Raw genomic sequence first — 21974 nt, 5'->3', positions numbered from 1 at the left:
AAATTCAATATGGGAAGGGTGAGTCATGTGGCTTTTTGGGGGAAGAAAGATAAAGAGAAACCCGAATCTAGAGAGAGTAAAAAGAAGCCTGGACTATTTCGTAGACTCTGGCAGAAATTTAGAAACATAGACTGGAAGGATCCAGTTAATAGGTGGAAAGCATTATTCGTAGCCCTAATCGGGTCTATTGTCATTTTTGGGGGAGGATATGGTGTTATATCTTTCACCAACTCTCCATCATTCTGTTCTAGCTGTCATGAAATGGCGCCAGAAGTAACAACATTTACCGCAAGCGCTCACAGTGAAATTACTTGTGTTCAGTGCCATATTAAACCTGGATTTATTAACATGATGACCCACAAAGTTATTTCATTGAAAGAGGTTTATCACCACGTAATGGGGATACCGGAACAAATCGTTCAAACCGAGCATGAAGCGGTTTCAGATGAAAACTGTTTACAGTGTCACTCAAAGAACCGTCTAGTAACCGCATCAAAGGATTTAATTGTTAACCATAAAGGACATATCGAAGAAGGGGTTCCATGTATCAGCTGTCACTCCGGTGTAGCACACGCGAAAATCGCAGCACGTGGAATCAATACAGAGGAAGTTCGCGGTCACTGGACAGATGATGTAGCGCAGCAAATGATGGAACAAAAATACCTAGCACCAAACATGGGAACCTGTATTGACTGTCACGACAAAGTGAATAACGGTGAAAAGCCATGGAAAGATGTTGCTTATCTTGTTCCGCCAAATCCAGAACACTTAGAAGAAGCAGCGAAAGAAGAAGCAAAGAACACTACTAGTGAAGTTAAACATGACGCAACAACTGAGGAAGAAGCAGCAGAAGCAGTTGCAGCACATACTGAAAAAACACAAAAGATTATTTTAGAAGCGGTTGGCAAGCAAACGAAAGATGTGAAGCTTTCTATGGCATGTGAAACCTGCCATCAACGAGTCAAAGTTCCAGAAAATCACCGAGTTGAAAGCTGGAATGGAAATCACGGCGGTACAGCCCTTCAAGAGCTAGACACTTGTGTGGACTGTCACCAGGATTCTAAATGGATTAGAGATATTCCTAAGGAAGACCTAATGTCTATGTTAAAAATGGCCGAGGTTAAAGAAGATGATAAAGAACACAAATACACAGCCAATATCAACGTAGTCAGAGAACAATCACGTATCAATAAATTCTGTAGCGCTTGTCACGGTGAACGCCCTGAAAGCCATGAAAAGAGTAATTATTGGCTAGTAGGCCACGCTAAGAATGCATTATCACCAGAACAAAAAGCAGAGTGCTTTGTCTGTCATGATCGCCAAGAGCCAAAACCTGGTTCAACAGAAGTTGCAGCACCAACAGATGTATATTGCGAATACTGTCATAGAACTGGTTTTAAGGATGATGTAAAGAATTAAAGATTTTAAAAGGAGGGTATATATGTGGAAGAAGAACAAGTAGAACAGATCCCCCCTCCACGGAAAGGCTACAAATTTATTAAATATTTAACAGTAGCAGTAATGTTTATCGTTGTATTTTTCTCATTAGGGTTAATAGGAGTAGAAACGACTTCTAGTCAAGAGTTCTGCTCCTCCTGCCATGAAATGAAACCACAGTATTATACATTGAAGGCATCAAGTCATAGTGAAGTTGATTGTGTAAGTTGTCATATTGATCCAGGAGCAGAAAATTATGCTAAAGCGCAAGTGAATGGCGTAGTTGAATTTTATAAAAAACAAACAGACACATATTTGGCACCAATCAAAATGCCTACTTTAATACCAGATGAGGCATGTGAAAGGTGTCATAATATGAAGAGTCGCGCTGTAACTGCTTCCGGTGATATTATTATCCCTCACGATAAACATAAGACAGAAGGAATTGAGTGTGTTCAATGCCATAGTGGTACGTCACACGGGGAAATTTCAGATCGAAAAATGACCTATAAAAGTGATTATGGAAAATGGAATCATAAGTTAGGTGCTTCCGTAATGAGTGACACCAAGTACATTCGTCCACAAATGGATACGTGTATGGAATGTCATAAAGCTAGAAAGGTAACAATCGAATGCACAGCTTGTCATGAATCGACCATGATTCCAGATGATCATAAAACGGAGAAATTCAAAGCTGGCGATCATGGGAAAATTAAGCCTTCTGACTTAGAGACTTGTGAGAAGTGCCATTCCTATATGTCATCGGTAGAATATGATTTATTTAAACAAGATCCGACTTATAAGAAGTATTTGAATAACGAAGAAACTGACTCTAGCAATGTAACTGTAAATGCTTATGTAAAAACAAATACTTTTTGTAAAGATTGTCACGGAGAAAGGCCAAAAAGCCATCAAATCACTTCTTTCATGACGAAACATGGGAAATTATCAAAGGATACACAAAAGTGTTTCATTTGTCATGAAAACCGGATTACTAGTGATGCACCTGTTACAAATGTTCAATGTGCTACCTGTCATCCTAGCTCCCATAAGGATACATGGAGGAAGAAACATCCAATTGATATTGCAGAGAATCAGAAATACGACAAATCATGTTTGAAGTGTCATGTTGAAAAAACATGTACGAAATGTCACCGTACAGATAGTGACCATAAAGCTAAGAAATAAATTCCGAGAGGGGATTTAATATGGACGCAGAAAAAGTACCTCAGGAAGTTGAGGGAAGACCATCTAAGAAGCAACCAAAGACTTTTACAAAGAAAACTAGTATTCTGCTGTTATTTTTAACATTGGTATTTTCAGTGGGTACTGGATATGCTCTCGGTCACTTTTATTTTTGGAATGATATTGATATGAAAAGAGTGAATGAGCAGCTTGAGTTTTACAAGGAAGAGGTTAGAAAAGACCCAGCAAACTTAGAGAATCGTATAATACTAGGTTATACCTATTTCTTAAAAGGTGATAATGAAAAAGCGATTAAAGAGTTTGATTTTGTATTAGAGCAGGATAAAAATTATTACGATGCCCATTACAATTTAGGTTTAGTGTTCCTCGATGAAGAACGCTACAACGAGGCATTGATTGAGTTTGAAAAGACCGTGAAAATTGCTCCCAAAGACTTTAAGGGTCATATGCAAATGGGGATTACCTACCGTGAATTGGAAGAATACGATAATGCCACGAAGGCACTAGAACAAGCCAATAAGCTGGCTCCAACTAATGCCGACATTATTTATCAAATTGGGATGGTAGCTGAAGCAAAAGGTAATTATGATGATGCAATCCTTATTTACAAGGATGCTCTTGCATTTGACCCGTTGTATACGGATGCAGTAGACGCCCTAGATAGACTGAAAGATAAAGACACAAAGGCTAAAGGTGAATAACAATGAAAAGACGTAATGTGTTTATTGGAATGGCGCTCATTGCTATAGCCACGGCAGCAGTTTTTACCTTCCTTTTCTTAAATAATACAAAAGCAGTCGATACTGGATTACTAAAGGTTCTTGATCCCCAAGGAGCACCAAACTACAGCATGTCGCTCACTGGTGACTTTGATAAACCACTCAAAAAGCCGATGGATGTAACAGCCAATGAATCTTTTACCTATGTATCGGATACAGATAATAAACGCGTTCTAGCGTTTGATGTCGGTGGGAATTTCCTCTTTTCCTTTGGGGAGGATGGTCAAGGTGAGGGACAATTTAAGTTCCCATATGGGATTTCGACAGATGAAAAGGGAAGAGTTTTCGTAGCAGATTTATATAATGGAAATATCTCAATTTTTGATGAAAAAGGTAAATTTATCGAGTACTTTGCTCCAGAAGCAAGCAAGGATGGCAAAGTTTCATCTCCCGCTGCACTCCGGATTATCGATAAGAAGGTATATGTAACAGATATAAAAGCCAACAAAGCATATGTGTTTGATATGAAGGGTAAGTTACTCCTTGAAATTGGTAAGCATGGTACAAATGATGGTGAGTTTAACGCACCTAATGGAATTACTGCAGATGAGGAAGGTAATATTTACGTCGTTGATACTGGAAACCAGCGTGTCCAAATCTTCGATAAAAAAGGAAAGTTTGTAAAAATTATTAATGGTTCCAATAATGGAAAAGGTGAATCTATTTTTGTTAACCCAAGAGGAATTGGCTTCGACAGCCGCGGTATTATGTATGTTGTCAGCAATCTAACTCACGTGGTTTATGGTTTTGATAAGGATGGTAAAAAAGTATTCCAAATGGGCGGAATGGGTGAACAAAATGGACAATTCTACCTCCCTAATGGATTGTTTGTCGACCAGAACGATAATGTGTTCATCACTGATACTGTTAACCTTAGGGTTCAAGTTTTCAATTAATAGGTTTAACCCTAGATAATGAATTACAGTTTCATAACCTATTTCCTTCACATTTAAGGGGGTGGTATAGAAAAGTAGGCTGTAGATGTTTTTTTCATAGAGTTAAACACAAAAAAGAGAGATAAAAAGAGAGATTTATTTGGGAGGTTTCAAGAATGAGAAAGTTTAGTTTAAGCTTTATATTTGCACTCATGTTGTTTAGCATGTTTGCAATCGCGGCTTCTGCTGCAACAGATCCAGCACCTGGTTATAATACACCAAAAATGACTCCAGGAACAGCCGGAACAATTCTAGAGAATGCAAACGACACTGCTGAGGGTGTTGACACAAATGACGGTTCTACAAAAGGTACTGTAATTAAAAATTTAACTGGTCACAATACTCACACTTCTTACCAAAACAATACTAACTCTTGTGCAAGCTGTCACCAAACACATACTGCAAAAGGCGATCAATTACTATTTGCTGATGGTGTTTACCAAACATGTACCGCATGTCATGATGGTACATTAGGTTTCTTAAATGTATTCCCTGATGGCTCACTAGATACTGCTACTAGCGCTAAAACGACAGGTGCAGGTACATTCGGTGGATCTCACGGTTCTTCTATGCACATGTCAAACGATACTGTGCAAATCAGTGCTGCTCCTGGTGGAAATCCAGCTGACCTAACTGATGCGGATACAAGTGATGACAAAGTTAGAGGAACTATGTGGGGAGAAAGCTTTAACTGTGCAAGCTGTCACGCTCCACACGGATCTTACTCTGACCGTTTACTTCAATACAATCCAAACGGAATAGGTGCATTGCCAGTTGCTGAGGGTGGTAACCAATTAGTAAATGTTCCTGTAGTTGATACTTTAGAAGGACAAACAGCTGCTGTCGTATTATTACGTACTGAAGAAGCTGCTGTTGATGGTCATGGTAAAGTAACTATTGCTCAATATAACAAGAGTGGTGCAACTTATGTAAAAACTACTGCTCCATGGTTATATGGATATGATTCTCGTACAGATGAAACGAAATATTGGACACGTTTAATGGATGGAGCTGCTGGTATATCTTCTTACAACAAAAATGTATACTTCGATTTTGAGCATGCTGAAGTTTACTCAGTAAACCAGACTGGTGCCGATAAACTTAAACTTGCTGATGAAGGTTTCATCGCTCGTCCTGTAGTAGTTCAAATGGCTAAGGAAGGCCATGACACTATCCAAAGTGCTTACTGGTCAGGTGCAGACCTTTCAAAATTCGATGGTAAAACAGAACAAGAATTAAAAGATCTTGGCTACTCAGTATCTACTGATGCAACATCTGGTGCTAAAACTGTTAAAAACGTTGGGGTACAAATGTCTAAGTTCTGTGCGGCTTGTCACACTGACTACCTAGTATCAAACAGCACTAGTGGTGGATCTCACTTCGGTGACGAAACTGCTGCATACCGTCACAGCACAAACAGCGACAGCTACACTTGCGTACGTTGCCACTTTGGTCACGGTACTGACGCATACATCATGAAAGATTCTCTTGGACGTACTATTAATGACTTAGTAGCTATAGGTGGACAGTTTGAAGGTGATGAAACAGGAGCTTTAGGTTACATGCAAGATAACAACGCTTCTTCAGCTCTTAAAAAGTTCACTAACATGTCAGTATGTTGGGCTTGTCATAACAGCTCACACGCTGAAACTATTAAGAACGCAGAGCGTAATGCGGATCACCCAGTTGGAATGCCTGGTACAAACTAATAAAATAAGCTAACAATTAGCTGCAACTAATTATTAGCTCAAAAGTAAATTTTGGAAATAGGGTGCTATGCTTCGGCATAGCACCCTATTATTTGCTAGTATAGTAACATTTTAGCCATCAAATTGTCAAATTTATCTATTTACAAAATTACCTTTTACCGTAGTCTCCCTTGCGAATAAAATCAGTGAATGATAATCCACATTTTTACATTCTATATATGAATATTTATTGAAATATCGCCCCTTTCTCTAGAACCTTCCCATCAATAGGAATAAAATAAGTAGAGAGGAACAACGCTTTAACACTGCAAATATAGTAGAAATGAGAGGTGCTAAATGAGGTATAGTGGCCTTCTAAATAAGACCAAATTTCAAGTACTTGTCATACTTGTTTTATTTATTCAATTGTTAGGAAATCAGCAAATATTTTTTATAACAAATGTAAAGGGTGCGGCAACTGATCCCAAGTTAACGATTGATACACCAATAACAGGTGATTTTTCAAAAGTAACAAACGTAACTATTTCCGGTACTGTTGAGAATATGCCACCTGAAACCCCTATTACTCTTTATGATGGTACAGAGGAAAAAGGAACAACCAATGATGTGATAGATAACATCTGGACTATTTCAATACCATTAGCTGAAGGAATTCATACTATTACTGCTGGATTTGACGTGGACGGAGTTCAAATAATTTCCAATCCTATTGAACTAACAATTGATTCTACCCTGCCAAATATAACATTTATCAATCCAAGCAATGGTGATTATTTGAATTCTAGAAGTATAGAAGGAACCACAGAACCTTCTGCTGCCGTAAAAATTTGTATGGATTGTACAGAGGATTCAGAAGGCAAAGTCATAGGAACATGGGTGTCCGTTAATGCTGATAGTATGGGGAAATGGGTGTATCAGGATTCCAAATTAACCGAAGGCAGCCATACTGTTTATGCAAATGCAACTGACCTAGCAGGTAACAATGGAAATATTAATAAAGCTACCTTTATATTAGATACTTTACGACCACAAGTCTTGCCAGATATTTTTCCTAAACAGGATATGACGCAAGTTTCGTTGAATCCTACTATAAGAGTTAAGATATCGGATGCAACTGCTTTAAATGACAATCAGGACGTAATTAGTAAAAGTATCAATCTCTCCCATGATGGTATAAATGTTGATGGAACGATCAATTATAATAATTTAACAAACGAGATAACCTTCACACCATTGAATCCATTATCACCGAGTACAAAATATAATGTCTTGATTAGTCCATTAGGGATTATTGATTCGGCTGAAAATAGTGCTTTCCCAAGATTTTGGTCGTTCACGACTGTTGGAACCGCACCAGGTGAACATCAGAATCCACATGGAAGTTATACTAATAACGTAAATACCTGTGGGAATTGCCATAATACACACGCATCGAAGGATCCTGAATTGATTTCACCTAAAATGGAAACCGCACCAGAGCAAATAGTGCAAAAAGAGAATCTTGCATCTGACAACTATTGTATGGCTTGTCATGACGGTACAGTAGCGCCATTGCCCGAGAATAGGCTTACCGCACATACCCATAATGCAGCTGTAAAGATTGATGGTAAACCAAGTGGGAGTTCCTGTGCAAGCTGTCATAATCCTCATTTGGATTGGTCAGAAAAAAATCCAAACATGGCACAAGACCATATTACTTATAAGCATTTACCATCGGATCCGGTAGATCCGAATAAACCAACAGAGGAAATTAGCAGTAAGGAACAATTGTGTGAGTCTTGTCATGAAAACGATAGTGCCGAAAGAATTGCTAATCCTGCTGTAGAGTATCGAGTTTTCAAATATAGTAAATCGAGTACAGCAATTGGAATCTATGAAGATTATGAGCTCTGCCTCCGCTGTCATAATGGAGATTTCAAACAGAAATATGAAAAGATTGCTGATATAGCAAGTCATTACAATAATTTGACCGAAGAAATCAAGAAACAGTATGAAGATATCAACGGACAATCCTCCTTCTCTAATCGTGAGATAACAGTAGAGGAGAAAGATTTTTCAGGACATATTATCAAAGCTCAAGATGGTAGTCCTCTTGTTGGGTACCTTCCATGTGCAGAGTGTCATGATACCCATGGGTCTAACAATATAAAACAACTTAAAGAATCATTAGGGCACGAGAGTGTACAGTCATTTAATGCTGTTGATACTGATAGTAAAATTATTAAAGTATTAATTGGTTCTACTGAGCGAGAGTTCAAAATATTAACAGATTCCAAGGGGCGGGAATTCTGTATGGCCTGTCACAATGGCACAACTGCCATCTACGGGGTCACAGGACAAAAATATGACTCAACGCGAATACAGCATAGTGATAATCCTGACAAAGCCTGCTCATACTGTCATGGTAGAGGGGAGACAGAGGTGGAAAGAGCATTTAGTGCTGCTCATGCACCTAAACAGGGAATAGTACCAGAACCATAAAAAAATGGGAGGCATGTGCCTCCTGATTTTTTTATTTGGAGGACGATTTAATAGATATGTTTTAATAAATAGTTTTATGATATAACGTTCTTTAATAAGGATAACTTAGGTCTTGTGGATAAGTAGAGCATTATTGTATAGAAACTTTTAAATTGTAGATAACTCCTGTGGATTTGTAGATATGTGGATAGAATTGTTAGACTTTTGAAAAAAGTATGTAGATAAGTACACTTATCCACATGGTTTTCCCGTGTTTTTATATTTTAGGATTTATTTAATTGTTGATAAGTTTTGTTATCCACAGATTCAAATAACGCTTCAAATTTATTCATTTTTGAAATTTCCCCACCATACAGGCTATAATGGATAAGGAACAAACGAACGCCCATGACATATGCTAGAAATAGACCGTAATTTTTATAGAGGTGACGAAAATGGAAATAGCAGAAATTCGAAATGAACTTGAAAAATCAGCTAAGAAATTAGCGGACTTTAGGGGGTCTCTTTGACCTTGAAAATAAGGAAGCGCGCATAGCTGAATTGGATGATCAAATGCTTCATCCTGATTTCTGGAACGACCAGCAGGCGGCCCAAACTGTCATTGGTGAAGCCAATGCTTTAAAGGATCAGGTAAATGAGTTTAGTGACTTATTCGAAACATTTGAGAATCTTGAAGTAAGCTATGAGCTTGTAAAAGAAGAAAGTGATGCGGAACTCCAGACAGAGCTTGAGGAAGAGTTAATCAAACTGACCTCAAGATTAAATGAATTTGAACTTCAGCTGCTGCTAAGCGAAGAATATGATAAACATAATGCGATATTAGAGCTGCACCCAGGTGCTGGTGGAACAGAGTCACAGGACTGGGGCTCGATGCTGCTCCGTATGTATACACGTTGGGCAGAGAAAAAGGGCTTTAAGGTTGAAACACTTGATTATCTTCCTGGTGATGAAGCGGGGATTAAAAGTGTAACCTTGGCGATAAGAGGTCATAACGCATACGGTTATTTAAAGGCGGAAAAAGGGGTCCATCGTTTAGTCAGGATTTCACCGTTTGATGCTTCTGGCCGTCGTCATACATCCTTTGTATCGTGTGAGGTTATGCCTGAATTTAATGATGAAATTGAAATAGAAATCCGTACTGAGGATCTAAAAATAGATACGTATCGTGCCAGCGGTGCAGGTGGACAGCATATTAATACCACTGATTCAGCTGTGAGGATTACCCATATGCCAACAGGGGTTGTTGTTACCTGTCAGAATGAGCGCTCACAGATTAAGAACCGTGAAGCAGCGATGAAAATGTTGAAAGCCAAGCTTTATCAACGCGAAATCGAACAGCAGGAAAAAGAACTACTGGAAATTCGCGGTGAACAAAAAGAAATCGGCTGGGGCAGCCAAATTCGCTCCTACGTATTCCACCCTTATTCAATGGTAAAGGATCATCGGACGAGTGCAGAAAGTGGAAACGTCCAAGGTGTTATGGATGGAGATTTGGATCCATTTATTGATGCTTACCTTCGTTCTAGAATTTCATAATCAAATTGAAATGACGTGTGCAAATTGCTCGCGTCATTTCTTTCGTTAACATGAATTTGACTTTAAAACACAATTACTTGGCTGGGGTATCAGGCAGGCTCATGTACCTCAAAAAAACTCACAAAGAATATGACGAGTTTTTTTTATTTAATAGTAAATACTAATAAAAATTTAACCCTTTAATGCGTTATCTCAATCCCATTTACAGCAAATTATTGCCATGCTATACTCACCTACGGTTGAGTTAGAAAATATAGCAAAAAGGTAATATAGAGGGGAATTGCACAATGAATAAGAGAAAAAGTAACCAGACTGCATCGAAATTTGAAAGTGCTTTAGAATACATAAACGTAATAATCGGATCTGCTATTATCGCGCTGGCCTTTAATGTTTTTCTGCTGCCTAATCAAATTGCTTCAGGAGGAGTCAGCGGAATCAGTACGATATTATTAAGCGTGCTCGGATGGGAACCTGCTTACGTACAGTGGGCTTTTAATATTCCATTGTTTATTGCTGGAGTTATTTTACTAGGAAAACAATTTGGGGTTAAAACCCTTGTCGGTACATTATTTTTACCATTTGTTGTTTTTTTAACAAAGAATATTGAACCGTGGACGAATGACGCATTACTTAGTGCTTTGTTTGGCGGGATTGCAGTAGGTCTTGGGCTTGGAATTGTTTTTAGAGGAAATGCTTCAACAGGCGGAACGGACTTGGCGGCACAAATTATTACAAAATATACAGGGTTAACACTTGGAACGAGTGTTGTTCTGATTGATGGACTTATCGTCATTTCAGCTGCTCTTGTGTTCGATATTGAACGTGGATTATATGCACTCATTGCCTTATATGTAACAAGCAAAACGATAGATTTGGTTCAGGTTGGTTTTGGCAGGTCGAAAACGGCGATGATAATTACGAATAAGCAAGAGGAAGTTCGCGCGGGAATTCTAAATAAAATTGACCGGGGCGTGACAAAACTATCTGCATATGGTGGGTTTACCGATAATGAACGTCCAGTTCTTATGTGTGTAGTTGATCAACGTGAGTTCACAAAATTGAAACAATTGGTTAAAACCCTTGACCCGACTGCGTTTGTCGTCGTTATGGATGCTTCTGAAGTGCTGGGAGAAGGTTTCAAAAGGGCGTAAGACTGCTATACTATCTTCGTATGGTAATTTTTTCATTAAGGGGGAGTAACTATGAAGAAAAAACTGCTAAAGATGTTACTGGGAACAGCTCTAGTTATGGGTCTTGCTGCATGTGGCGGCGGGGACGACGAGGGTGGAGACACAGCACAAGCAGGTGATGCTGAAAAAGTTTATTCACAAAAGTGCTCAAGCTGCCATGGCGGTGACTTAAAGGGTGGTATGGGACCTGACCTAACTGCTGTTGGAGCTACCAAGTCAAAAGATGAAATTGCTGCTATCATCAAAGATGGTACAGACGGCGGAATGCCAGCAGGTCTAATTGAAGGCGAAGACCTTGATAAGGTTGCAGATTGGCTTTCAGCTAAAAAGTAATGATTGTAAACGTTCTGTTATTTATACAGAACGTTTTTTATTTTTACAAAAACTTAATATTTTCATAGGAATTTTATGATTTTGTCGAAAAATCTAGGATATATATAACAATTTATGTAGGTTTTGAAAAGAAACTGTAATAATTTTACCGCTTTTTTTACGCCTATAGAGTGTTATAATGAATTTATGCGAAATCCTGCAGTATTTTGTCTAGGATTTTGTTTTTGTGCAAGAAAATAAGAGGTTAATGTCGAATAATATTGTTTCGAAACTAACTTATAAAGGTGATCTAAAATGATAGAAATGCAGGATGTGTTTAAAAAGTACCCAAATGGGGTTACTGCCATAAATGGGATTGACGTACGGATTAACCAAGGCGAGTTTGTCTATGTAGTTGGTCCAAGTGGTGCGGGGAAGTCTACGTTCATTAAAATGATGTATCGTGAGGAAGTCCCAACTTCAGGTACAATCACGATGAATGGTGTTAACCTGGCTAAAATAAAAAATAAGAAAGTGCCTATTTTCAGGCGGAATCTTGGTGTAGTCTTTCAAGACTTTAAACTGTTGCCAATGAAAACCGTTTATGAGAATGTTGCCTTTGCACTTGAAGTTATTGAAGCGCAGCCGAAATATATCAAGAAGCGCGTAATGGAAGTACTTGACCTTGTTAACCTTAAGCATAAAGCAAGAATGCTTCCAACAGAGTTATCCGGAGGCGAGCAGCAGCGTGTTTCGATTGCCCGTTCGATTGTTAACTCACCAAAGGTAGTAATAGCGGACGAACCTACAGGTAACCTTGATCCAGAGACATCATGGGAAATCATGAGTATCTTTGAAGAGATTAATAACAGGGGTACTACGATTGTAATGGCAACTCATAATCGGGAAATCGTCAACACCATTAAACATCGTGTAATAGCCATTGAGGCTGGTAAAATAGCACGTGATGAACAAAGAGGTGATTACGGTTATGAAAATTAGAACTCTTGGCCGTCATGCGCGTGAAAGCTTTAAGAGTATTGGAAGAAATGGCTGGATGACGTTTGCCTCCGTAAGTGCTGTTACGGTAACGCTCATTTTAGTTGGTGTCTTTTTCGTTATTATGATGAATCTCAATAAAGTGGCTGAGACCATAGAAGAGGACGTGCAAATTCGCGTTCACATCGATGTTGCAGCAAATGATGAAGATCAGCAAAAGTTAAAAAGTGCGATTGAAAATATTTCAGAAGTACAGAGTGTGAAATTTTCATCCAAGGAACAAGAGCTTGAAGAGTTAATTAAGAGCATGGGTGAGGATGGACAAGCATTTAAACTTTTCGAACAAGACAATCCACTTAACGATGTATTTATCGTAAAAACGAAAAAGCCACAAGATACTATGAAAGCAGCAAAGGAAATTGGAAAGCTAGAGTATGTTACGAAGGCTGTGTACGGTAAGGGAACGGTTGAAAAATTATTTAACTTTATCAAAGCAAGCCGAAATGTAGGAATTGTATTAATCGCTGGATTATTTTTCACTGCGGTATTCTTAATATCTAATACTATTAAAATTACGATCATAGCTCGCCGTAGAGAAATTAAGATTATGAGGCTGGTAGGAGCAACGAATAACTTTATTAGGTGGCCATTCTTCTTAGAAGGATTATGGCTTGGCATCCTTGGTGCAATCCTGCCAATTATTTTAATATCGATTGCTTACTATAACGCTTATGAGTATCTAGCACCAAAGTTAATAGGGAACTTCATTCAAATTCTTCCATTTAGCCCGTTTATGTATCAGGTTTCTGGACTCCTTCTTTTAATGGGAGGTTTAATCGGAATCTGGGGCAGTGTGATGTCAGTTAGAAAGTTCTTAAAGGTTTAATTTTGTCAGGAAGGGCAGTGTAAAATGTCCTTCCTGATTTAAATAGCAGGGTAGAACGATTTGCCCTTACATAAATGTATAAGTGGGGAGGAGAACTGGGACTTGAAAAAATCATTGGTAACTTTTGCTGTTGCAGGAACATTCATTGTAAGCAGTATTTTTGGGGGAATCGCTGAAGCGGCTTCTATTTCAGGCTTACAAAAACAGCAACAAGAAATTCAAAAGAAAAATTCAGAATTATCTTCTGATATCAATAATGCAGATCAACAGATTAATAGTTTAAATTCAAAGCAGGCAGATGTAAAAGAAGAAATGACTCGCCTTGATCTTTCGATTGGCGATACACATAAAAAAATCAGAGAAAAAACGGCCGAGCTAGAGGAAACAAAAGCAGAAATTACTAGACTCCAGGAAGAAATTAAGGTGACAAAAGAACGAATTGATAAGAGAAATGAGCTTTTAAAAGACCGTGCCCGAAATTATCAAGAAACAGGTGGAATGGTCAGTTATCTTGACGTGTTAATGGGGTCAAAAAACTTTAGTGATTTTATTGACCGTGCAAGTGCAGTGGCTACAATCATGCAGGCAGACCAGGATATTCTAGTTCAGCATGAAGCGGATAAAAAGAGTCTCGAGGAAAATCAAGCCAAGCTGGAAGTAGAGCTAGCTAGTGTTCAAACTATGCTCGCTGACTTAGAAAAAATGAACCAACAATTAAATGCACAGAGAGCAGAAAAGGATAAGTTATTAGCTTCGTTAGAAGAGCAGGAAGATGAAATTCATGAGCATAAAATGGAGCTTCAAGAAGAGGCACAAATTCTAGCGGGACAATCAGCAGCCATTCAAAAAGCCATTGAGCTTGAACAACAACGCCAAGCAGCAGTTGCTGCCGAAGCAAAGGCAGCCGCTGATGCTGCAGCCGCAGCGGCAGCTGCGAACAACAATAATTCTGGTTCTGGTTCTGGTTCTGCTTCTGGCAGTGGTGGAGGGGATAGTACCCCGTCACAACCATCTCCACCGGTTTCTAGTGGAGCATTCACAATGCCAGCGAATGGAACTTTTACATCAGGGTTTGAACCTAGATGGGGCTCCTTCCACTATGGGATAGATATAGCTAATCGTGCAGCAAATGTACCAATTTGGGCAGCAGCCGATGGTGTTGTTATTCAATCCTACTATTCTAGCAGTTATGGGAATGTTGTTTTTATCGCCCATTCTGTGAATGGACAAACGTATACAACGGTTTCTGCTCATATGGAAGCGCGAATGGTCAGCTCTGGAGCAGTTGTAAAAAAAGGCCAGCAAATTGGAATTATGGGTAACACCGGTGATTCAACGGGTAAACATTTACACTTTGAACTTCATAGAGGGCAATGGAATGGAAGTAAGAGTAACGCAATCAATCCTGTGGGAATTGTACCAATGCCATAAAGTCTAAAGGGAGAAGCTATGCTTCTTCCTTTTTTTTGCATAAAAATCAGTAGAAGGCCACCTCCATATTTCTGGCATAACTCGTCCATTCCTTACATAATAGTTAATAAACAGACGGGTGGGAGACTCATTAATTTTTGAAGCTGCACATGAGGGGGAACAAGATGAAAAGTAAGTGGATTGCCCTGATGATGGTTGGTTCGCTTCTTACGGGAGCGGGGGGCACATATGTGGGAATGAATTGGTTTGAACAAACAGAGGGAAACACAGCCCTTGAACAAACATTAATGAAAACAAGTACAGCCGTTACAAATCAAAATGATATGGAGGACCTTGCGAAGGTCAACCAGGCATATGAATTGATCCTAAGCCGATATGTTGAAAAGGTAGATAATGAGATGCTTGTGGAGGGTGCCATCCAAGGAATGCTTACTGTTTTAGATGATCCCTATTCCGTTTATATGAATAAGGAAACTGCCCAACAATTCAGTCAAGCTTTAGAATCATCCTTTGAAGGTATAGGTGCAGAGGTAGGCATGGAGGATGGGAAAATCATCATTATTTCTCCATTTAAAAATTCACCAGCTGAAAAAGCGGGATTAAAGCCGAATGATGAGATTTTGAAGGTAGACGGAAAAAGTGTTGAGGGTCTAGATTTAAATAAAGCAACCTTAAAAATTCGCGGTAAAAAAGGAACAAAGGTCCAATTAGAAATCGCACGAAAGGGCTTAAAGGAGCCTCTCACCATTGATGTTACACGTGATGAAATTCCACTTGAGACCATTCATGCTTCTGTGAAAAAACTAGATGGAAAAAAGATAGGGTACATTGAAATTACTTCGTTCTCTCAAGAGACAGCGGCTGATTTTAAAAAGGAGCTAAAAGAGCTGGAGAAAAAAGATATTAATGGCCTAATTATAGATGTCCGTGGAAACCCTGGCGGATTGCTCGTTAGTGTTGAGGATATCTTAAAAGAATTTGTTACGAAAGAAAAACCATTTATTCAAATCGAGAAACGAAATGGAGATAAGGAACGGCACTTCTCCAATCTTACCGAGAAAAAGGATTACCCAGTAGCAGTCCTCATTAACAAAGGCAGTGCGTCAGCTTCAGAAATTTTAGCAGGAGCATTAAAAGAAGCGGCAGGCTATCAATTGGTTGGGGAAACGACTTTTGGTAAAGGAACAGTACAGCAGGCAGTTCCGATGGGAGATGGCAGCAATATTAAGCTGACGCTCTTTAAATGGCTGACACCTGATGGAAACTGGATTCACAAAAAAGGAGTGAAACCTGATGTTGAAATCAAGCAGCCTGCCATCTTTGATACACATCCACTTCAAATTGAAGAACCGCTTAAAGAGGATATGAACAATGAGCAGGTCAAAAATGCTCAAGAAATATTATCTGGTTTAGGCTTCGCTCCTGGAAGAACAGATGGTTATTTTAGTAAAGAAACCACAACAGCAGTTAAAGCTTTCCAGCAAAACAACAACTTGCAGCCAACGGGAAAAATTGATGCGAAAACAGCAGCAATGCTAGAAGAACAGGTAATAAAAGAAATGAAAAAAGAGAAAAACGACATCCAGCTTCAAACCGCATTAAGATTAATTGCAAAATAAAAGGTAAACAGGGGCAGCTGCCTCTGTTTTTTTATGTGTGACAAATAAGGATAAGTATGATTGTGGAATGCCAAGATTTCCGTGGAAATATTTGTTGAAGCCTAATGAAAAAACACGAATTACGCAGAAGAATGAATGTGGAATCATTATGAATACATAAAAATTCGACATTTTTTTGTTTTTTCAAGAATCTAGCAATAGGTTTTATCCCTCCATTTTGGTAAAATAAGCTTTAGAGCTAGAATAGTAGAATTTATGATAGAGGCAGGTGGAGGAATTGGTGCAATTATGGCTTTTTGAGCTGTTGAAAGGGACAGGTAGACTTTTTCTACATCCGGTTTTTTACTATCTCATTTTCCTTTCAGGAATACTGGGAGTATCAAGGGTTAAACGTGAACGGAAAAATTTCCATACAAGGACATTTGATGCCTATTTTGAACTACGACAGCTGTTTCCTATAGGATTAATACTGGGTCTGGTACTTACCATTGTCACATTAATGGCTGGGTTAACACTTCCATTTGCAGCCATCCTTCTAATTGCTTTCTTTACGATATTATGGAGTTTAACGACTAATATTAGGCTTATGTCACCAGTGTACACGGTAGGTGCAGCTTTTTTTGCCATTACTTTAATCACTGAGTATGAATGGACCATACCACTTTTTAATGATACATTTCAAGTTTTAGAAGAAAAGGTATATCCTTCCTTGGTTATCTTAATGGCTCTTTTATTAATTTCAGAAGGAATTCTTATTACTAAAAATGCAGGTAAAGGTACCTCTCCAAAACTGGTAAAAAGCAAGCGTGGACAAAATGTTGGAGCACACGAAGTGAAACGATTCTGGCTGCTGCCTATGTTTTTACTAATTCCTGGGGAGGCTTTGACTCTGCCATTTGATTGGTGGCCAGTCTTCAACATAGGAGCGGAATCCTACTCGCTAATCCTGGTACCGTTTGCGATTGGTTTTAACCAGCAAATTCAAGGTATGCTGCCAAAACAATCTATCCAGTTACAAGGGCGTAGAGTTACAACACTTGGAATATTGATATTGATTTTATCTGTTATTGGCTATTGGTATCCGTTAATCTCCATAGGAGTAGCAGCATTGGCGATAATCAGTCGTGAATTGATTTCCTTAATGCAACGATTGAAGGATGATAATTTACCGTTTTACTTCTCGAAGAAAAACAACGGCTTAATGATTATTGGAATTATACCCGAATCCCCCGCTGATAAAATGGGACTTCAAGTAGGGGAACTCATTTCTAAGGTAAATGGTGTTAAAATTCTTGATGAACAAGTTTTTTATGAAGCATTACAAAAAAATCGAGCTCATTGTAAGCTTGAGGTTCTAGACATAAATGGAGAGGTTCGTTTCGTTCAACGTGCCTTGTATGAAGGCGATCATTATGAACTTGGTATACTTTTTGTACAGGACCAGAGGAAATTTGATGAAAGAATTGGATAAAGCTGTGATTTTTCATAATTAGTTAGAATGGATTCATAATAGTTTAGAATCCACTTTCAAAATTAATTAGAAAAAGCTAGTGTTGTATATTTAAGCGGTTAGAAATTGAGTTGCACATTAGATCAGACAAATGAGAGCCTTTAGGCTCTTTTTATTTAGGGGGTATTTAGTGAAATTATTAATAGTTCCGCCATTTTCAAGGCCACTGTTGAAATAGCAATGTAAGCTGAAGTGGAGCCAATATAATGATTAATAGCTATAACACAGCCATAAAAAAACATAAATTGTTCAAATTTTACTAAGTTATTTCATTTACTAAATTACAACAATCATGTAAAATAAATAAGTCAAAACACATAAGAATAGTAGGGATTAAATTTAGATATTATATTAATCTATGAGTCTACTGTCCTTATAACAAAAATAGCAACATAGGAGGAAAAACAAGTGGGTCGTAAAAATGTAAATATCCTTATAGTCCTATTAGTAAGTTTCTTTTTATTACTAGCTGGCTGCTCTTCAAAGCCACAGGAAAATGCAGATTCAAATAAATCTGATGGAGCAAAAACACCAGATACTTTTATTTATGGTATTGATGGTGATCCAGGAAATGCTGTAAATGTTATTTCCACCGGTGATCGTTATGGATTAATGGAAATCAAAACGATTTACTCACCATTGTATATGTATAACGGAAAAGACAATGTTGAATACTTTTTAGCTGAAAGCATAACTCCATCTGAAGATTTCTTAACTTACACTGCAAAATTAAGAAAAGACGTTAAGTGGCATGATGGAGAACCGTTTACAGCGGATGATGTTGTATTCACATATGAGCAAATGTTAAAAGAAGAAAATGGCGGATGGGCAAGAAGCCAGCTTATATTTAACAATCAACCAGTTAAGGTTGAAAAGGTAGATGACTATACAGTTAAATTCACTTTGCCTGAAGTAAGTATGGGTGCGTTCGAGGCTTTAGGAAACATCTTCATTATGCCAAAACATGTTTATGAAGGTGAAACCAATATCGCCAACAGTCCGAAAAATGCTACTCCAGTTGGTACAGGACCATACAAATTTAAGGAGTACAAAGCAGGGGAAAGCGTTACGTTTGAAGCAAATCAAGATTATTTCCTTGGAGCTCCAAAAATTGCTAAGGTAGTTTACCGAATTATTATGGATGCAAACACTGCTACAATGGCACTGCAAAAGGGGGAAATTAATGCCTTTGCAATCCAGCCATCTGACGCAGCTAAATTTAAAGATAGCAAGAATGTTAGCTTAAAGCCTTATGATGAAGGTAGAGTAGGATATTTAGCGTTCAATTTAAGCTCAAAAGCAGTTCAATCAAAAGAAGTCCGCCAAGCAATTGCTTATAGCTTGAATCGTGATGAAATTAATACTGCCAGCTATGTTTCTAGTGATTATTACGTAAATGCGTACTCAATCTTACCAGAAAAAGCAACTTACTATACAGACAATGTAGAAAAGTTTAAAACAGATACAAAAAAATCAAAAGAACTATTAGCTAGTGCCGGAGCTTCTGACTTGAAATTGAAGCTTGGTTTTACTGCTAATAATCCTATTCAACAAAAGCAAGCAGCTGTTATCCAACAAAACTTACAAGCTGCAGGTATTACTGTAGAGCTTGTTGGTATGGATGGGACAGCCTTAAGCCAAAAAATGCAAAGTGTTCACACTGATTTTGATATGTATCTTGGCGGATACATTATGGGTATTGACCCAGATACGTTTAATTCACTTTTTGTTACCGATAGTACAGCTAACTACATGCATTACAGTAACCCAAAAGTGGATGAATTGTTTAACCAGGGACGTGTTGAAAAAGATGATTCCAAGCGTGAAGCGATCTATGAAGAAATTCAACAAATCATCATCGAAGATGCTGCCTTCTATCCACTTGTAACAAACAAACGAATCCTTGCAATTGATTCTCGAATTAAAGGCATTGAGGATGCTGGATTAGTACCAGTTTATACGTTTGAAGATATGTCACAGCTTTCATATTAATAAGAAATAAAAGTTAAAGATAAACAGCGAGCTGTTTATCTTTATTTTTTGGTAGATGAAGTACTAGAATAGTATAGTAGATTTTATGCCTTAATGCGGATCACAATAAGGAGTGGGATTATTCTTGTTTAAGTATATTTTCAAAAGGATTATGCAGGCAATCCCAATGCTCGTCATTATTTCAATCATTTGTTTTGGACTCATCCAATTGGCTCCATACGATGCAGTAGACGCTATGACTACACCGAATATGACCGAGAAAACGGTTGAATTAATCAAGGCGAGATATGGTTTAGATCAGCCTGCGTATATGCAATATTTTTATTGGATAAAAGGAATTCTAAGCGGAGAATGGGGTTACTCTATCGTAACACATGAGAGTATATCTAAGGATCTTTCTGTTAGGATTCCAAACACAATTATACTTGTTCTGCCTGCCTACTTTATAGCATTAGTTTTGTCTGTTATTCTTGGTCTCATTGCTGGTGCTAGAAAGGGGAAACTTGCGGATAAAATCATCGATGGACTAAGCTCTTTCGGGATAGCTATTCCAAGCTTTTGGATGGCGATGGTTTTGATTTTTATCTTTGGATACCAGTTAAATTTATTTCCGATTCTTGGGATGCACACTATTGGTGACGAGGGTTCTTTTTCCGATCTCTTTAGCCATTTGGTCCTTCCTACTATCGTATTAACTCTTTCATTTATGCCTGAGCTTGTTCGTTATGTCCGTTCATCGACAATTGGACAGCTTTCAGAAGACTATGTCATGGTTCAACAAGCATATGGGGCACCATCTATTGGGATATTGTTTAATCATGTTCTTCGAAATGTGCTGCTTCCAGTAATCACGATTGTTGGGATGAGCCTCCCAATGTTAGTGACCGGTGCAGTCGTAACGGAGACTGTATTCGGCTGGCCTGGAATTGGTACTTATTTTGTGAAGGCGATTCAGGGATTTGATTATCCGATTATCATGGCAATAATGCTGCTCTCATCCAGTCTTGTGATTATTGGCAATTTGCTCTCAGACATTTTATACAGCATTGTTGACCCACGAATAAAAGGAATGGGGGAGTAAAAGTTGACCGGAGAGAAAAATAGAAGGATTGAAAAGCTAAAAGCAGAGCTGAACCGTAATAAATCGACTGCCCTTGCCTTAATATTCCTTTTCCTGATAATTTTTGTTTCAATCTTCGCTTTTTTATCACCCTATGATCCAAATAGGGTAGATGTTTTAAATGTCCTGCAGAAGCCAAATGCTCATCATCTATTTGGGACTGATGAGCTTGGACGCGATTATTTAACGAGAGCCTTGTATGGGGGACGGGTTTCGCTGTTAGTAGGAATTTTAGCGATGCTTATTTCAACTAGTATTGGTGTATTGGTTGGCACAGTAAGTGGATATTTTGGAGGGCGGATTGACAACTTTCTGATGAGGACAGTTGATATTATTTCTTCGATTCCATGGATGATTTTAGTAACAGTAGTAAGTATCTATCTTACACCAGGATTAAAAGCTATTATTCTAGTTATCGGACTTTTTACGTGGATGAGTACGGCAAGGATGGTCCGTGCCGAGACACTTTCAATAAAAGAAAGAGAATATGTTTTATACGCAAAATCTACAGGACAATCAGTAAGAAAAGTAATTTGGAAGCATATTATTCCAGCTGTAATGCCGACGTTCATCGTAGCCTCAACTGTAAGTATTGCCAACGCGATTTTGATGGAGTCTGCATTAAGCTTTCTAGGTTTAGGAATACAGCAGCCATTATCATCTTGGGGAAGCATGCTGCAAAATGCACAAAGCAATCTAGGAAATGCACCGTACATGGCGATTTTGCCCGGGCTCCTTATTGTATTTACTGTTTATTCCTTTAATAAATTGGGGGACATCCTTAGAGCGGTTGTTGAGCCGAAGACAAGCGGCGGCAAATAGATAGGAGGGA

17 protein-coding genes are annotated in these 21974 nt (G+C 38.3%); all 17 read left to right on the top strand.

What is annotated here, in order from left to right; all coding sequences use genetic code 11:
- The first annotated feature begins 27 nt into the window (after window positions 1-27).
- Window positions 28-1419, top strand: coding sequence for a NapC/NirT family cytochrome c (locus QNH48_RS26000; protein WP_283952580.1), 1392 nt, complete (start codon window positions 28-30; stop codon window positions 1417-1419).
- A 24-nt stretch (window positions 1420-1443) separates the two neighbouring features.
- The gene (locus tag QNH48_RS25995) at window positions 1444-2625 is read left to right on the top strand and encodes a cytochrome c3 family protein (RefSeq protein WP_283952579.1); all 1182 of its coding nucleotides are present in this window, start codon (window positions 1444-1446) and stop codon (window positions 2623-2625) included.
- Window positions 2626-2645: 20 nt separating this feature from the next.
- On the top strand, window positions 2646-3344 hold the full coding sequence (locus QNH48_RS25990; RefSeq protein ID WP_283952578.1) for a tetratricopeptide repeat protein: 699 nt from the start codon (window positions 2646-2648) through the stop codon (window positions 3342-3344).
- 2 nt (window positions 3345-3346) lie between these two features.
- Window positions 3347-4318 (top strand): 6-bladed beta-propeller, encoded by a 972-nt coding sequence (locus QNH48_RS25985; RefSeq protein WP_283952577.1) that lies wholly within the window; start codon window positions 3347-3349, stop codon window positions 4316-4318.
- A 191-nt stretch (window positions 4319-4509) separates the two neighbouring features.
- Window positions 4510-6066, top strand: coding sequence for a cytochrome c3 family protein (locus QNH48_RS25980; RefSeq protein WP_283952576.1), 1557 nt, complete (start codon window positions 4510-4512; stop codon window positions 6064-6066).
- Window positions 6067-6402: 336 nt separating this feature from the next.
- Window positions 6403-8547 (top strand): multiheme c-type cytochrome, encoded by a 2145-nt coding sequence (locus tag QNH48_RS25975; protein WP_283952575.1) that lies wholly within the window; start codon window positions 6403-6405, stop codon window positions 8545-8547.
- 434 nt (window positions 8548-8981) lie between these two features.
- Window positions 8982-10083 (top strand): peptide chain release factor 2 gene (gene prfB, locus QNH48_RS25970; protein ID WP_283952574.1). Its coding sequence is split into 2 segments (ribosomal slippage): window positions 8982-9053 and window positions 9055-10083, totalling 1101 coding nucleotides; the frame shifts between segments, so codons are not numbered across the junction.
- 287 nt (window positions 10084-10370) lie between these two features.
- Window positions 10371-11234 (top strand): YitT family protein, encoded by an 864-nt coding sequence (locus QNH48_RS25965; protein ID WP_283952573.1) that lies wholly within the window; start codon window positions 10371-10373, stop codon window positions 11232-11234.
- A 51-nt stretch (window positions 11235-11285) separates the two neighbouring features.
- Window positions 11286-11606, top strand: coding sequence for a cytochrome c551 (cccB, locus tag QNH48_RS25960; RefSeq protein WP_283952572.1), 321 nt, complete (start codon window positions 11286-11288; stop codon window positions 11604-11606).
- A 294-nt stretch (window positions 11607-11900) separates the two neighbouring features.
- Complete coding sequence (gene ftsE / locus QNH48_RS25955; RefSeq protein ID WP_283952571.1) at window positions 11901-12587, top strand: cell division ATP-binding protein FtsE; 687 nt, start codon at window positions 11901-11903, stop codon at window positions 12585-12587.
- Complete coding sequence (ftsX, locus tag QNH48_RS25950; RefSeq protein WP_283952570.1) at window positions 12577-13470, top strand: permease-like cell division protein FtsX; 894 nt, start codon at window positions 12577-12579, stop codon at window positions 13468-13470. Before ftsE ends, ftsX begins: the two co-directional genes overlap by 11 nt.
- Window positions 13471-13572: 102 nt before the next feature.
- Window positions 13573-14901, top strand: coding sequence for a murein hydrolase activator EnvC family protein (locus tag QNH48_RS25945; protein ID WP_283952569.1), 1329 nt, complete (start codon window positions 13573-13575; stop codon window positions 14899-14901).
- Window positions 14902-15065: 164 nt separating this feature from the next.
- A complete protein-coding gene (locus QNH48_RS25940) occupies window positions 15066-16520 on the top strand; it encodes a S41 family peptidase (RefSeq protein ID WP_283952568.1) in 1455 nt (484 codons plus the stop codon).
- A gap of 277 nt (window positions 16521-16797) precedes the next feature.
- Window positions 16798-17991 (top strand): PDZ domain-containing protein, encoded by a 1194-nt coding sequence (locus tag QNH48_RS25935; RefSeq protein ID WP_283952567.1) that lies wholly within the window; start codon window positions 16798-16800, stop codon window positions 17989-17991.
- A gap of 447 nt (window positions 17992-18438) precedes the next feature.
- Window positions 18439-20022 (top strand): ABC transporter substrate-binding protein, encoded by a 1584-nt coding sequence (locus tag QNH48_RS25930; RefSeq protein WP_283952566.1) that lies wholly within the window; start codon window positions 18439-18441, stop codon window positions 20020-20022.
- 124 nt (window positions 20023-20146) lie between these two features.
- Window positions 20147-21103: an ABC transporter permease gene (locus tag QNH48_RS25925; protein WP_283952565.1), complete on the top strand. Its 957-nt coding sequence runs from the start codon at window positions 20147-20149 to the stop codon at window positions 21101-21103.
- Between the two features lie 3 nt (window positions 21104-21106).
- Window positions 21107-21964: an ABC transporter permease gene (locus tag QNH48_RS25920; protein WP_283952564.1), complete on the top strand. Its 858-nt coding sequence runs from the start codon at window positions 21107-21109 to the stop codon at window positions 21962-21964.
- Window positions 21965-21974 lie beyond the last annotated feature (10 nt).

This window comes from Neobacillus sp. YX16 (assembly GCF_030123505.1).
Taxonomy (GTDB): Bacteria; Bacillota; Bacilli; order Bacillales; family Cytobacillaceae; genus Neobacillus.
This window is presented reverse-complemented; position numbering and strand designations above follow the sequence as displayed.

What these genes read in the sequence shown, in the direction of transcription:
- QNH48_RS25990 (WP_283952578.1), top strand. Translation starts at nt 2,646, where the DNA reads ATGGACGCAGAAAAAGTACCTCAGGAAGTTGAGGGAAGACCATCTAAG.
- QNH48_RS25985 (WP_283952577.1), top strand. Translation starts at nt 3,347, where the DNA reads ATGAAAAGACGTAATGTGTTTATTGGAATGGCGCTCATTGCTATAGCC.
- QNH48_RS25980 (WP_283952576.1), top strand. Translation starts at nt 4,510, where the DNA reads ATGTTGTTTAGCATGTTTGCAATCGCGGCTTCTGCTGCAACAGATCCA.
- QNH48_RS25975 (WP_283952575.1), top strand. Translation starts at nt 6,403, where the DNA reads ATGAGGTATAGTGGCCTTCTAAATAAGACCAAATTTCAAGTACTTGTC.
- QNH48_RS25965 (WP_283952573.1), top strand. Translation starts at nt 10,371, where the DNA reads ATGAATAAGAGAAAAAGTAACCAGACTGCATCGAAATTTGAAAGTGCT.
- cccB (WP_283952572.1), top strand. Translation starts at nt 11,286, where the DNA reads ATGAAGAAAAAACTGCTAAAGATGTTACTGGGAACAGCTCTAGTTATG.
- ftsE (WP_283952571.1), top strand. Translation starts at nt 11,901, where the DNA reads ATGATAGAAATGCAGGATGTGTTTAAAAAGTACCCAAATGGGGTTACT.
- ftsX (WP_283952570.1), top strand. Translation starts at nt 12,577, where the DNA reads ATGAAAATTAGAACTCTTGGCCGTCATGCGCGTGAAAGCTTTAAGAGT.
- QNH48_RS25940 (WP_283952568.1), top strand. Translation starts at nt 15,066, where the DNA reads ATGAAAAGTAAGTGGATTGCCCTGATGATGGTTGGTTCGCTTCTTACG.